Raw genomic sequence first — 13178 nt, 5'->3', positions numbered from 1 at the left:
AGAGCGGGCGGCCCCTGCTTCAGCCCGCTTCTTGGATTCCTTGCTGCGGTATTCGCCCGCCTTCTTGTCGGCGTCAACACGCTGCTTACGTTTCCGCTCAAGTTGGCCGCGGTACATACTCGCGCTCATCCGACCCCTTTGCTGTGACTGACCCCGACCTTACCCGGAGCCTCCGACGTAGGGCGTGTGACGCCGGGTAGCGCCGGCGTACCTCCTTGGTAATTCCGACCATCAGGAGCCCCGATGCCAACCTTCCACGACCCTGTGGCCGATGCCGCGGAAGCACACGAGGTGCTGCGGGCATTGGCTCACGCCTCACGCACGTTCGATGATCCCGCGCACACGTACACGGTGATGGGCGAGCTGCTCGGCGGTCTCCGGTCGCTCGCACAGGTACTGGAGCAGGTCGCGACTGCCCACACCTGGGATGAGTCCAGGGCGCACACCGATAGCGGCGACCACTGGGCTGGCGTAGAGGAGGCATTCGCCGCCGCGAACGCGCTTCGGCGGGCGGCGAGTCTCGTGCGTCGCGCCGAGCTAGCCGTCGATCAGGCGTCCCAGCATTCCGGTCGCGTCGCGTGGGCACCGGCGACGGAGCGCCGAGGCACCTCGCCCGAGCGAGCGCCGCGGGCTCTCTTCGGCGACGGCGACCGGTTCGCACATCGTGCGCTCTCCGAACGACGGGGGCTGTCGCTGTGAACGACGACGAGCGCGAGCGCCTCCACACGACAGTGCTGCTCGACCCGGCGAACGAGCGTCGATCGGTGCGAAGGGCACGGCGACAGGCGGCTCAGCGAATCGCTACCGACGACCGCAAGGCGCACCATGCACAGGCCCGGGCCGGGTGGGAAGCCGAGCGCGATGCGCAACGCGCGACGACTTACCTGCCGAGCGCGGGCGAGGCCCGCCCCGCCGCTTTGCGCACGCCGGGCAAGTTCCGCCTCCCGCGCCACCAGGACACGAGTGCGACGCTCGCGGGCGCATACCCGTTCCTCGCCGAGGGCGGACTGGGATCGCAAGGGGTCTTCGTCGGACAAGATCTCTACTCCGGGGCGTCCTTCGTCTACGACCCGTGGGTGCTCTATGCGAGGGGCGCCATCACCGCGCCGAACATCGTGCTTGCCGGGATCGTGGGCTCGGGGAAGTCGTCGCTGGCGAAGAGCCTCTACACCCGCAGCATCCCGTTCGGCCGGCGCGTCTACGTGCCCGGAGATCCCAAGGGCGAGCACACAGCCGTCGCCGAAGCCGTAGGCGGCCGGGCCATCGTGCTCGGGCACGGGATGCCGAACCGCCTCAACCCGCTGGATGAAGGCCACCGCCCCTCGGGGCTCAGCGACACCGAATGGCTGAGCCAGGTCACATCGAGGCGACGCGACCTCATCGGCGCGCTCGCCGAGACGGTGCTCGATCGACCGCTCACACCGCTGGAGCACACCGCAATCGACCTTGCCCTCGCCGACGCCGTGCGATCGTCCGACGTTCCGATCCTCCCGATGGTCGTCGACCGCATCCTCTCGCCCGCCGTCGACAACGATGTCGACGGCCGCCTCGTAGAAGACGGTCGTGTCGTCGGTCACGCGCTGCGGCGGCTCGTCGCTGGTGACCTCCAGGGCCTCTTCGACGGGCCGAGCACGGTGAAATTTGACCCGTCCCTGCCGATGATCTCCCTCGATCTTTCGCGCGTCGCCGGGAACTCGACCCTCGTCTCGGTGCTGATGACCTGCTCATCCGCGTGGATGGAGTCGGCGCTGCTCGACCCGCAAGGCGGTCAGCGGTGGGTGATCTATGACGAGGCGTGGCGCCTGATGTCGCACCCGGCGCTCCTTCGGCGAATGGATGCACAGTGGCGGTTGGCGAGGCACTTCGGCATCGCCAACATGCTGATCTTCCACAAGCTCAGCGACCTCGACAACGTGGGCGATCAGGGTTCTGCGATGCGCGCGCTCGCGTCGTCGCTGCTCGCCAACGCGGAGACCAGGATCATCTACCGCCAAGAGTCCGACCAGCTCGGCGCAACGGCGAGCGCGCTGGGGCTGACCGGCACCGAGCAAGGGCTACTGCCGGGGCTCGGCACCGGACAGGGGCTCTGGCGCATCAAGGACAGAAGCTTCGTCGTGCAGCACCAGCTCCATCCCGCCGAGTTGGCGGCATTCGACACGACCAGCCGGATGACAGGAGGCGTGCGATGAGCAGCACACTGACGAAGCGACGCAAGCCCCTCTCCAGCAGCAAGACCGAGGCTGCGCCGCCAATACAAGTACCCCCGGTGCTTCCGATCATCGTGATGACCGTCCAGCCGGACGCAACGCTCAGCGTCGCCGTGGATGGGCAGCAGCTCGACGCGCCGACCTTCGCTCCGCGGTGGCAGCGCCACTCGTTCGCGCAGGTCATCAGCCAGGTGATCGAGCAGCACCATTCGCCCGTCCGTGTGGTCATCAACGAGCAGGATGGCAGCGTCTACACCGACATCGTGACGCAGCCGATCCTGGGCACCCTGGCGACGGAGCCAGGCGAGGAACCGGCGCCGGTGACGGCTGAACCGAGCGCGGGCATTTCTGCGCATTTGCTGGCCGTGCACGGCGACGAGGGATTCATCCCCGGCGAGCAGGTCGCGGTGGCGATCATCATCCGCCACACTGACGCGCAGAGCGAAGGCTCCGCCCGATCGCTGATCGAGCCGGGACTACTCGACCTCAGCCCCACCCGCGAGGTTGTCCTGCTCGGGCGCATGTCAGGCACCTGCATCGTCGGGCAGCCGACGTGAGCAGCGCGTCGACGCGATCGGGGTCGTTCGGCGACGAGCTGACAAACCTCGCGCTCGGCGCACTGATCGGTGCGATGGTGCTCGCCGGGGTACTGCGGCTCGCGGGCAACGTGGCGGCGTTCCTGACGGGAGTGGCACAGCCGACGGCGGGCCTTGAGGCCGGGTTCGGCGTCGTCTTCCACGCCGACGACCCCGGCTCGGCACTCGACTCGGAGACCCTTCATCCCGTGGCCTACTGGCTGACCGCCGGCGTGATGGTCGCGGGTGCCGGAGTCGCCGGATGGTTTCTCTGGCGATTCGTCCACGAGCTGGGTCGTCGCTCGAAAGCCGACCCGAACAAGATCGTCGGCATCGCCGAGACCGGCGACATCGTGCGCTCCGCCTCGGATCGTGCCCTGCCCACCCGCGCAGGCATCCTTCGTCCCTCGCTCGACAAGCCCCGGCCCGAGGACGTCGGCTATCTGATCGGCACCGCCCGGGGGAAGCGGGTCTGGACCTCGGTGGAGGACTCCATCCTGCTCATCGGGCCGCCACGTTCTGGCAAGGGTACGCACATCGTCATCAACAGCATCCTCGACGCCCCCGGTGCTGTCGTGACTACCTCGACGCGCCCCGACAACCTCACTGCCACGCTCCGCGCACGTTCGCGGCGCGGGCCGGTCGCCGTCTTCGACCCGCAGCGGCTCGCCGAGGGCGTGCCTGCCGGTCTGCGCTGGAATCCGGTGCGTGGGTGCGAACTGCCGCTCACGGCGATGATCCGTGCCACCGGGCTCGCCGCGGGCACCGGGATCTCCGGCCCCGCAGTGGAGAACGGCGGCTTCTGGGAGGGCAAGACCCGCACAGCGCTCCAAGCACTGCTGCACGCGGCCGCCCTCGACGGCAGGCCACCCGCCGAGCTGTTTCGCTGGACGCTCGATCCCGCGGCGGCAGCGGATGCCGTCGCCATCCTGTCCGCCTCCTCCGGTGCGGCGACCGGCTGGGCGGAGTCGCTCGACGCGATGCTCCACTCCGACCCACGTACGCGCGACTCGATCTGGCAGGGGGTCTCGTTGGCTCTGGCAGCGCTCGCCGACCCGCGAGTACTCGAAGCAGTCAGTCCGAGCGAGGACGAGCAGTTCGATCCAGAGGCATTTCTCCATGACTCGGGCACGCTCTACCTGCTGGCAACGGGTGCCGGTGCCGGTGCATCATCGGCGCTCGTCGCCGCATTCGTCGAAGACCTCGTGGAAACCGCGCGCCGTCTCGCCGCGCGCTCACCCGGCGCGCGACTCGACCCGCCGGTGCTGCTCGCGCTCGATGAGATCGGCAACCTCGCACCCCTGCCCTCACTCCCGATACTCATGGCCGAGGGAGGGGGCACCGGACTGACGGTGATGCCCGTCTTGCAATCAATGGCTCAGGCGCGCGAACGCTGGGGAGAGAATGCGGCGACAGCTATTTGGGATGCCAGCATCGCCAAGATCGTGCTCGGCGGCGCATCCGGTTCCCGCGACCTTCAGGATCTCTCCACCCTCATCGGCGACCGTGATGAAACCACCGACTCGGTGACCATCGGCGAGCGCGGGTTGCGCTCGAATCAGCGCTCGACGCGGCGCGTGCCGATCATGCCGCCCGACGTCATCCGCACCCTGCCGTACGGCACGGCGCTCGTGCTGCTGCGCTCCGCTCCGCCCATCGTGACCCGGATGCGCGAGTGGACTGAGCGCCCCGACGCCGCCGAGCTGAGCGCGCAACGGGCTGGGGTCGAGAGGCTGCTTCGCCGGGGATGACGCGCGCACCTCTCTAGCAAGCCGAGACCCATTTGGGTCACCTGACCAGACTAAGGAGCATCTCTGATGGCGATCCACACCCAACAATCCCTCTCGGGATTCATCGCCACTGATCCACAACTCTCGTTCAATGCCAACGGCGAAGCACGTCTGCACGTGCGTATCGGCCAAGAGCATTTCGAGCGCAATCCCGACGGCAGCTTCACGCAGCAGGAGACAACGTTTCACGACCTCGTGATGTACCGCCGGAGTGCGGAGCGGGCATTCGCGCAGCTCGCCAAGGGTGACAATTTCGTCGCCGAGGGCTACGTGCACCCGTACAGCTACGAGCGCGATGGACAAACCATCACCGGTGAGGAGTTCGTCGCCAAGCGCCTCGGACATGATACGGCCCGGTCGATCTACGCCGTCGACCGCAGCCGCGGTCAGGGCGCGGGGATCGAGCAAACCGCCCCGGACGCCGCGGCGGCGAAGCCGATCCGCCCAATCACGCTGTGAGGTCCGGCGATGCCACTCGACGACAACACGCTCTCCATCCCCGGCTTCGACTTCGAGCCGCCGCCGGCCGATGAACCCGAGCCGATGGCCGCACCCGGCGAAGACGATGCGCACACCCCGGAGCCCCCTCGACCAATCAACTGGAACCTGCTCACCGCCGAGGAGGCACAGGTCGAATGGCTGGAGCTGAACGCCTGGATCAACTGGCTGCGGCACACCTACGGACTCAGCGTGGGCGTCATCCCGCCGCTGTGGCACCGGCATCCCGAACTCATCTGGGAGCTGTCGGCGTTGCGCCAACACTGGCTGAGCGCGTACGAGCCGAAGCAGCACGGTTCGGCCCCGATCGGCTGGCACCGCGACTTCGCTGACGCCAAGCAACGACTGCACGACTGGGTCGCCGCCTGCGGCACCCGCCTCGACAGCGACCGGCCAACGCGGCAGGCCGCGTGGCCCGGCGAAGACCCCGCCCCGACTGTCGAGGAATCGGCGATCACCGACCGGGACGAGGACTTCGTGCAGTTCGTCCGTGACGACATCGCTCGACGTCGCGCAGCAGAGGACGCCTTCTACGCGCAGCTCGCCGTGGATCACTAGACCGTAGCGTTCGTGTGGACGTGACCTTCGATCGTCCGTAGCGCGAGACTGGGATACCATCACAAGCCAGAATCATTGCGCGTCTTGCCGAACACTACGACAATTAGTGCAGTTTCCCGTATCGCTATGTAAACTGGATTACCGCAGGATCTCGTATCGTGTTACCAGAAGGGAGGGTCTACGTGACGACTGCACTTGCACCCCATCGTGACCGTCAGGGTGCGGCGCGCGCACGGCAGGCCGTGCTTGCCTCGCGCGATCGGTTCTGGCAGCCCTCCGACCTCCAGCTCAGCCCGTCGACCGTGCACCACCTGCTCGGTGACTTGGAAGACCGAGACGAACTCCGGCGCATCCGCCGCGGCCTGTACTGGCGCGGAACGAAGACCCCGCTCGGGATGGCACCGCCCTCCCCGGAACGCCTGGTCGAGGCTCTCACGCGCGGCGCTGGCGTCGGGCCAGCGGGCCTGTCCGCGGCGAATGCGCTGCGACTGTCGACGCAGGTTCCCCGGCGTGCGCAGATCGCCGTTCCCGACCGTGCGCCCTCGGATGCCGGTGTCGTCAGGTTCGTCTCCCGCGCTGCCCGCACCGGGCGGGCCGCGGCGCGCCTGACCCCGACTGAGGTGGCCATGCTCGAGGTGCTCGATGACTGGCCTGCCCTGGTCGAGGTAGAGCTCGCGCAGGCTACCCGGCAGCTCACCGAGCTGCTGCGCTCCGGCATCGTACGCGCCGAGCGGCTCGCGGATGCTGCCACGACGGAGCCGGGGCAGGCGCGCGCACGGCTCAGGGCGCTGCTGACCGCTGCGGGCCGGTCGGACCTTGCCGACCGGGTGCCCGCCGCCGACCGTCGCACCGAATCCGCCGCGCTGGCGACGCTGGCGTTCGTATGAACGAAGTGGCGGCACTGTGGCGGGATGACGATCCGGAGGTGTTCCGCGACACGATCCTCGCTGCCGCGGAACGCCTCGGGGTGCAGCCGCTCGCCGTAGAGAAGGACTACTGGGTCTGCGAGGCGCTGCGCTCGATCACAACCGCGCACCCCGACGAGATCGTTTTTAAAGGCGGTACAAGTCTGGAGAAGCTGCGGATCATCCGCCGATTCTCCGAAGACCTCGACCTGCTCGTCATCGGCCAGTACCCGTCGAAGAACGCCGAGCAACGCGCGCTACGTAACATCCTCGCCAGTGCTGCTGCAGCCACCGGCGCGGAACCGTCGGACGTCACCGCGGGCGGCAACTCCGGCACGTTCCATCGCGCGGGCTACCTGAATCCGCCGCTGGAACACCGCGGCACGCCGGGGGCGATCGCCGACCCCGCCGCGATCCTCGTCGAGCTGGGGCAGTCCGGCGGGCCGAACCCGCGCGCTAACCACCCGGTGACGTCGTTGCTCAGCCGAGAACTCGACGCCGCGGGCTTCGACACCAGCGCGTGGGACGACCTGGCATCCTTCGACGTCCCGATCCTGCACCCTGGCCGCACTCTGCTGGAGAAGCTGCTGCGCGTCAATAACTTCGCCGGCGACCCCGACGCAACCACGGGCCCCCACGGCTGGCCGCGCATCGGACGCCAGCTCTACGATATCCACGCTCTGTTACTCACGCCCGTCGTGCGCGACCTGTTCGCCGACAGGAGCCTCGTGGCCGAGATCCTCAACAGCGCCCGCGAGGTCTCCGCCGCGTTCGGCAAGCCCGATCTGCCCCTGCCCGAGGGCGGGTTCGCTGCATCGCCCGCCTTCGATGCCGCCTCGCCACTCGCCGAGCGCCTCCAGGCAGAACACGATGCCGCCATGCGCGACCTCTACTACGGCACCGAGCAACCACCGACCTTCGATGACGTGCTCGCTCAGGTGCACGCCGACGCAAAGTTACTCGACGTCTGAGCATCCCCAGGCCCTCATACGCCGTCGCCGTCCAGCTCAGCGCTGCCGAGCGTCGACCCGCCGCCGTCGGGAGCTAATCGTTCGAGGATCTCCGCCGTGACCGGGTTAACCCGCTTCGTGGGCTGAACATAGTAGGTCTCGGTGACCTCCTTCGAAGCGTGGCCGAGCAGTTCTGCGGCGAGGTCTATGGAGGCTGCCTGGTCGATCGTCGTGGCTACGGTCTTGCGGAATGTGTGCGGGCTGATGTCGCTCAGGTCGAGGTCCTCCGCCAGCCCCGCTGACGCGAGCACAGCGCGAAGCTGGCGGCGCAGGTTGTTTGGGGAGATAAAGGTGCCGTTGCGGGTGCTGAAGATCGGGTGATCGTCAGGCATGTTGCCGAGCATCGCGAGCCGTGAGCGAATGGCTTGGGCCGTGTAGCTCGGCACGGCAATGATTCGCCAGTCCTTCGAGTGCTTGACCTGAGGCTGCCGGTACAGACTGTGCCCCCTGCGCTGCACAAGTGTTCCGCTGATCGTGACCTCCGGTGGCGAGACGGTCATGTCGACGTCGCACTTGCGAATCGCCAGCGCTTCGCCGATGCGCGCAGAGGTGCCAAGGATCGTTTCGATGACGTCGGCGAGCTGACCGTCGGGCTTGGGACCGTGCACCTTCTCGCCCGTGCGCCACTTCGCCACGGCGTCGCGCAGCCGCGCAAGTTCGGCGTGGTCGAGACTGCGAATCTCCTTGCGTCCGCGCGGAACGGGCGCGGTGTCGCGCACCGGGTTCTTGCCTACCGCGTCGTGTCGCACGGCGAGATCAAAGACCAGCGCGAGCACGATCTTGGCCCGACGGGCGCGCGACGGGTGTTGGGGTGCCAGTGCCTTCAGGAATCGATCGACGCGGCCGACGGTCAGCTCCCGTAGCCGCAACTGACCGAGCGCCGGGAGCACGACTACCTCCAGGCTGCGCTCGTAGGCATCGAGCGTCTGCGGCGCCTGCCGTCCGGTAACGCGGACCTCCTCCAGCCAATAGCTCGAGAGGTCGCGCAGGCTGGTGTTGCGATCCAGATCGCTATCGCCTGCTGTGTCCACTTGCTCGGCGATCTTCACCTTGAGCGCGTTCGTGGCCTTTGTCTCGCTGGTTGCCGTGGCCTGGATGCGGAGGTAGTCGCCGTCCATGTCGCGGTAGCGCGTGGTGGCCGCATACTTCGCTCCGAGCTTTCTCACCGAAATCGAACCGTAGGTGCCCAGCGGCTGAACGGGGCGGCTCACGACTGCGCCTCCAGCCAGTCGATCACGTGACTCTCGGGATAGCGCAGCGCGCGCCCCACCTTGACCGCGCGAGGGCCGACCTTCTGCGTGCGCCACTCGTAGAGCGTCTTGACCGGCACGCCGAGGTAGTCCGAAAGCTGCTGCACCGTAAGCAGTCGCTCAAGGCGGCTCGGCAGCTCTGCGAAGGTGCGAGGCTCGTTCATACCTCGTAGGTAGGAACGAGCTCCCGGCACCACCCGGAGGTCAACGGGGAATACCCCGAAACAACCGGATGACGAGTGCCACGGAGGGTGGGCCCTCGGGGGTTTTTGACGAGTTTTTGACGACTTGAGTGTCGCTGAGGGTATGTATGAAAACACCTGATCCCCGTAGCTGTTAGGTAACTACGGGGCTCAGGCCCATTGACTGGTGCACCCCCCCGGACTTGAACCGGGAACCCACTGATTAAGAGTCAGTTGCTCTGCCAATTGAGCTAGAGGTGCGTATTTCTTTTTTATCCGTTCGAGCTACCCCGAACCGACTCGAAAGAGACTAACATCCTGACGCGATCCATGCGAATCGAGCCGCGACCCGGTGTGTCGCGCCAGAATAACTAGGCTGGGGAGCGTGACCGAGCCTCTGATCTACTCCCTCGACGATGACCTTGTCCTTGCGGCCGAACTCGCCGATCTGGCCGATGCGATTTCGCGCGACCGGTTCCACGCGATGGACCTCGTGGTGAGCACCAAACCCGACCGCACGCCCGTGACGGATGCCGACCAGGCGGTCGAGCGCGCCATCCGCACCCACCTGGCCGAGCGGCGCCCGACCGACGGCATCCTGGGCGAGGAGTTCGGCACCGAGGGCTCGACCATCCGGCAGTGGATCATCGACCCCATCGACGGGACGGCAGGCTTCATGCGCGGGATCCCGGTCTGGGGCACGCTGATCTCCCTCGCCATCGACGGCGTCCCCATGCTCGGCATGGTGAGCGCCCCTGCGCTCGGCAAACGCTGGTGGGCACGCACCGGAGGCGGCGCCTGGATGACCGACGAACGCACGCCCGGGGCCGCGCCCGTGCGCCTGCAGGTCTCCGGCGTGACCGAACTCGCGGACGCCTCCCTCAGCTATAACAGCATCCAACAGTGGGATGTCGCCGGTCACCTCGATGCGCTGGTCGCGCTGACCCGGCAGGTCTGGCGCACCCGGGCCTACGGCGACATGTGGTCCTACATGCTCCTGGCCGAAGGCCTGATCGACATCGCCGCCGAGTACGACCTGCAGCCCTACGACATGGCAGCCCTGGCCCCGATCGTGCAGGAGGCCGGCGGCCGCTTCACGTCGGCCGACGGCCGCCCCGGCCCGTGGCACGGCAGCGCGCTGGCCACCAACGGCCTCCTGCACGAGGCGACCCTGCGAGCGCTCCGAAACGCAGTCGCTGGCGGTACCACGGCCGAACCGGCCATCTAGACGGATGGCCGTCGCGCGCCTCCGGCTCGGTGCCCGGCTCATACTGCCGGCCCTGGTGATCGGGACCTTGACCGGATGCAGCATAATCGTCGATATGCTGCCGACGGTTCCCGTCACGGCGGCCCCGCGGACGCTCTCGCCCCTCGCCACCGTGTCCCCGGTCACCGCCCTCCTCGCCGGAGACTGTCTCACCGACTCTGCAGACGAGGCCACCCACGACGACACAGAGGCCACGAAAGAGGATGCGGGTGTGGATGCCGATGTCAGGACCATCCCCGTTCTCCCCTGCTCCGAGACTCACGACTTCGAGGTGTTCGACCGGTTCCCGGTGGCCGGCGAGGCTTTCCCCGGCGACATGGCGGTCACAGCGGCGGCCGAATCGGGCTGCGCGTCCGGGTTCGAGGGCTTCACCGGGATGCCGTATCAGGACTCCTCACTGGACTTGGACTACTTCACTCCGACCGAGCGGAGCTGGGCCGAGCCGGGCGGCCGTAACGTCGTCTGCCTGATCTTCGACCCGTCAGGCGCCGGAACCGGCAGTCTCAAGGGGGCTGAGCGCTGACATCGCTGAGCCGGGCGCGTCACACAGCGGTTATTTGAAATGATAGCTTTGAGTTAAATCCCTCAATGCTTGGAGTCTGCATGCTCTCTACCCAGTCACTGCCCCTGATCGAAGCGACACTGCCCCTGGTTGGGGAGCGCATGCCCGAGATCGCGAAGAACTTTTACGGCCGTATGCTAACCGCCCACCCCGAGCTCTTCGACGGGCTATTCAGCCGCTCGAACCAGAAGAACGGCTCGCAGCAACAGGCCCTGGCCGGCAGCATCGCGGTCTTCGCGACCCATCTGGTGAACAATCCCGAGACGACCCCCGAGGCCATGCTGTCCCGCATCGCCCACAAGCACATCTCCCTCGACATCCAGCCCGAGCAGTACGACATCGTCTACAAGTACCTCTTCGAAGCCATCGCCGACGAACTCAGCGACGTCATCACGGCCGAGATCGCAGGCGCCTGGACCGAGGTCTACTGGCTGATGGCCCACGCCCTGATCAAGATGGAAAAGGGCCTCTACGCCGGACTCGCCAGCGACAAGCCTCTCGCCCCCTGGGTCGTCATCAAGAAGGAAACCGCCGGCACCGACGCCGTCACGTTCACACTAGAGCCGGCCGACGACACCCCCGTCACACCCGCCCTGCCGGGCCAGTACGTCAGCGTCACGGCCACCATGCCCGACGGCATCCGCCAGGTGCGCCAGTACTCGCTGTCGGCCGGCACGGCCACGACCCGCGTCTTCACCACCAAGCTTGACGCTGACGGTGAGGTCTCGCCCGTGTTGCACCGTGACGTGCAGGTCGGCGACACCCTGATCCTCTCCGTGCCGTGCGGTGACATCACCCTGGATCAGGGCACCGGCCCGCTGATTCTTGCCTCGGCCGGAATCGGCTGCACGCCGAGCGCGTCGATCCTGCGTTCCCTGGTCGACACCGGCTCGAAGCGCGAGGTGCTCGTGCTGCACGCCGAGAGCAACCTCGAGCGCTGGGCGCTGCGCGACCAGATGAGCGAGGACATCGCGCTGCTCGAGGCGGCCGAACTGGAACTCTGGCTGGAGATCCCGAGCGAGGGCCACCACGAGGGTTTCATGTCGCTCGAGAACGTGACGATTCCGGAGGATGCCTCGGTCTACCTCTGCGGCCCGCTCCCGTTCATGCGCAGCCTGCGCTCACAGGCGCTGGAGTCCGGCGTGCCGGCCGAGCGCATCCACTACGAGATCTTCGGTCCCGACCTCTGGCTCGCCGGCGTCTAATTCGGGCGTCGCACTCCGCTGACAGGATCGGCCCCAGGGCAGACTTCGAACTGATTCGACCGCCTCAACTTCTTCGTAGCCCCGGACTATTATGTCCGCAAGGCCAGCGAAGGCCACCGAATGCCGCCGGCCTACCAACCCGACGAAACGAGGTGTGCCCGTGTCTGAGACCCTGGACCCCACCGAGGGGCCGTCAACGAACCGCCGCGTATCCCAGAACCGGCGGCGCCTGCGCCTCGCCGCGGTCGTCGCCGTGGTGGCGATCGCCTCGGCGCTGGTGCTCGCGCGTCTTTTTGGCGGCGGCGGCGGCGCGGCGAGCGTGCAGGCGGGCAGCTCCTATGTGCCACAGACCCGCACCTACTTCCTCGCCGCCGATGAGGTCGTTTGGAACTATGCCCCGGCTGGGGCCGACCAGATCACCGGCCAACCGTTCGACGCCGCCGCAGCGGTCTTTGTGGAGTCGGGTCCGCAGCGCATCGGCAGCAGTTATCTGAAGTCGCTGTACCGCGAATACACGGATGCGTCCTTCGGCACCCTCAAGCCGCGCGCCGACGCGGACCAGCGCCTGAGCATGCTCGGCCCGGTCATCCGCGGGGTTGTTGAAGACACGATCAAGGTCGTCTTCCGCAACAATCCGGACCGACCGGCGAGCGTGCACACCCACGGCGTCTTCTACAAGAAGAGCAGCGAGGGGGCGCCCTACGACGACGGCACCGCGCCCAGCGACCAGGCGGACGATGCCGTGCCGCCGGGCGGCACCTACACCTATAGCTATGGGGTGCCGGAGCGGGCCGGGCCCATGGACGGCAGCTCGGTGATGTGGATGTACCACTCGCACACGAGCGAGGTCACGGATGACTACGCGGGACTCGTCGGACCGATGGTTATCACGAAGGTGGGTGCCGCCCGTCCCGACGGGACCCCGCGCGACGTGGACCGGGAGTTCTTCCTCCAGTTCAAGGTCAGCGACGAGAAACAGAGCCCCCATCTGGCCTGTAACATCGCCAATTTCACCGGGGACCCGGCATCCGTCGACCCGGAGGACCCGGAATTCGGGGAGAGCAACCTGATGACGGCGCTCACTGAAATTCCCCAGTTCTGCTCACTGAAATTCCCCACTCCGGGTCGCTTCCGCACATAGAAGCGGGCCTTCCTCGATGCTGATGGTC

The 13178-nt window shown here is 67.3% G+C and carries 14 protein-coding genes and 1 tRNA gene; 12 read left to right on the top strand and 3 right to left on the bottom strand.

What is annotated here, in order from left to right; all coding sequences use genetic code 11:
• The first annotated feature begins 243 nt into the window (after positions 1–243).
• From E3O49_RS11200 to E3O49_RS11165, 8 genes are all read left to right on the top strand, one after another.
• Positions 244–699, top strand: a complete 456-nt coding sequence (locus tag E3O49_RS11200) for a hypothetical protein (protein WP_134451594.1) — start codon at positions 244–246, stop codon at positions 697–699.
• Positions 696–2189 (top strand): ATP-binding protein, encoded by a 1494-nt coding sequence (locus tag E3O49_RS11195; RefSeq protein WP_134434751.1) that lies wholly within the window; start codon positions 696–698, stop codon positions 2187–2189. The genes E3O49_RS11200 and E3O49_RS11195 overlap by 4 nt, the downstream gene beginning before the upstream one ends.
• Positions 2186–2764: a hypothetical protein gene (locus E3O49_RS11190; RefSeq protein ID WP_134451592.1), complete on the top strand. Its 579-nt coding sequence runs from the start codon at positions 2186–2188 to the stop codon at positions 2762–2764. Before E3O49_RS11195 ends, E3O49_RS11190 begins: the two co-directional genes overlap by 4 nt.
• Positions 2761–4533: a type IV secretory system conjugative DNA transfer family protein gene (locus E3O49_RS11185; RefSeq protein WP_134451590.1), complete on the top strand. Its 1773-nt coding sequence runs from the start codon at positions 2761–2763 to the stop codon at positions 4531–4533. Before E3O49_RS11190 ends, E3O49_RS11185 begins: the two co-directional genes overlap by 4 nt.
• Before the next feature lie 66 nt (positions 4534–4599).
• Complete coding sequence (locus E3O49_RS11180; protein ID WP_134434754.1) at positions 4600–5031, top strand: single-stranded DNA-binding protein; 432 nt, start codon at positions 4600–4602, stop codon at positions 5029–5031.
• A gap of 9 nt (positions 5032–5040) precedes the next feature.
• Complete coding sequence (locus E3O49_RS11175; RefSeq protein WP_420898203.1) at positions 5041–5628, top strand: hypothetical protein; 588 nt, start codon at positions 5041–5043, stop codon at positions 5626–5628.
• Between the two features lie 182 nt (positions 5629–5810).
• Positions 5811–6515 (top strand): DUF6088 family protein, encoded by a 705-nt coding sequence (locus E3O49_RS11170; protein WP_134451588.1) that lies wholly within the window; start codon positions 5811–5813, stop codon positions 6513–6515.
• Positions 6512–7504 (top strand): nucleotidyl transferase AbiEii/AbiGii toxin family protein, encoded by a 993-nt coding sequence (locus tag E3O49_RS11165; RefSeq protein ID WP_134451586.1) that lies wholly within the window; start codon positions 6512–6514, stop codon positions 7502–7504. The genes E3O49_RS11170 and E3O49_RS11165 overlap by 4 nt, the downstream gene beginning before the upstream one ends.
• 14 nt (positions 7505–7518) lie before the next feature.
• Here E3O49_RS11165 and E3O49_RS11160 read toward each other — a convergent pair whose 3' ends face one another.
• The 3 genes from E3O49_RS11160 to E3O49_RS11150 form a co-directional block, all read right to left on the bottom strand.
• Positions 7519–8754 (bottom strand): tyrosine-type recombinase/integrase, encoded by a 1236-nt coding sequence (locus E3O49_RS11160; RefSeq protein ID WP_134451584.1) that lies wholly within the window; start codon positions 8752–8754, stop codon positions 7519–7521.
• Positions 8751–8900, bottom strand: a complete 150-nt coding sequence (locus E3O49_RS11155; RefSeq protein WP_244285292.1) for a helix-turn-helix domain-containing protein — start codon at positions 8898–8900, stop codon at positions 8751–8753. Before E3O49_RS11155 ends, E3O49_RS11160 begins: the two co-directional genes overlap by 4 nt.
• Positions 8901–9160: 260 nt before the next feature.
• A tRNA-Lys gene (locus E3O49_RS11150) sits at positions 9161–9236 on the bottom strand.
• 124 nt (positions 9237–9360) lie between these two features.
• Between E3O49_RS11150 and hisN the strand changes: the two genes are divergently transcribed.
• The 4 genes from hisN to E3O49_RS11130 all read left to right on the top strand — a co-directional run bounded on the left by hisN (position 9361) and on the right by E3O49_RS11130 (position 13150).
• On the top strand, positions 9361–10203 hold the full coding sequence (gene hisN, locus E3O49_RS11145; RefSeq protein ID WP_134365122.1) for a histidinol-phosphatase: 843 nt from the start codon (positions 9361–9363) through the stop codon (positions 10201–10203).
• Between the two features lie 94 nt (positions 10204–10297).
• Positions 10298–10765 carry a septum formation family protein gene (locus E3O49_RS11140; protein WP_134451580.1) on the top strand — a complete coding sequence of 156 codons (468 nt, stop codon included), beginning with the start codon at positions 10298–10300 and terminating at the stop codon, positions 10763–10765.
• A gap of 80 nt (positions 10766–10845) precedes the next feature.
• Complete coding sequence (locus tag E3O49_RS11135) at positions 10846–12009, top strand: globin domain-containing protein (RefSeq protein ID WP_134365124.1); 1164 nt, start codon at positions 10846–10848, stop codon at positions 12007–12009.
• 160 nt (positions 12010–12169) lie between these two features.
• The gene (locus E3O49_RS11130; protein ID WP_198417488.1) at positions 12170–13150 is read left to right on the top strand and encodes a multicopper oxidase domain-containing protein; all 981 of its coding nucleotides are present in this window, start codon (positions 12170–12172) and stop codon (positions 13148–13150) included.
• Positions 13151–13178 lie beyond the last annotated feature (28 nt).

The organism is Cryobacterium shii (assembly GCF_004402595.1).
Lineage (GTDB): Bacteria > Actinomycetota > Actinomycetes > Actinomycetales > Microbacteriaceae > Cryobacterium > Cryobacterium shii.
Note: the sequence above shows the minus strand (reverse complement) of the source record. Positions and strands in the feature narration are given on the sequence as shown.

Excerpts from the sequence above, each read along its gene's own strand:
- E3O49_RS11200 (WP_134451594.1), top strand. The coding sequence starts at position 244 with ATGCCAACCTTCCACGACCCTGTGGCCGATGCCGCGGAAGCACACGAG.
- E3O49_RS11190 (WP_134451592.1), top strand. The coding sequence starts at position 2,186 with ATGAGCAGCACACTGACGAAGCGACGCAAGCCCCTCTCCAGCAGCAAG.
- E3O49_RS11180 (WP_134434754.1), top strand. The coding sequence starts at position 4,600 with ATGGCGATCCACACCCAACAATCCCTCTCGGGATTCATCGCCACTGAT.
- E3O49_RS11175 (WP_420898203.1), top strand. The coding sequence starts at position 5,041 with ATGCCACTCGACGACAACACGCTCTCCATCCCCGGCTTCGACTTCGAG.
- E3O49_RS11165 (WP_134451586.1), top strand. The coding sequence starts at position 6,512 with ATGAACGAAGTGGCGGCACTGTGGCGGGATGACGATCCGGAGGTGTTC.
- E3O49_RS11140 (WP_134451580.1), top strand. The coding sequence starts at position 10,298 with ATGCTGCCGACGGTTCCCGTCACGGCGGCCCCGCGGACGCTCTCGCCC.
- E3O49_RS11135 (WP_134365124.1), top strand. The coding sequence starts at position 10,846 with ATGCTCTCTACCCAGTCACTGCCCCTGATCGAAGCGACACTGCCCCTG.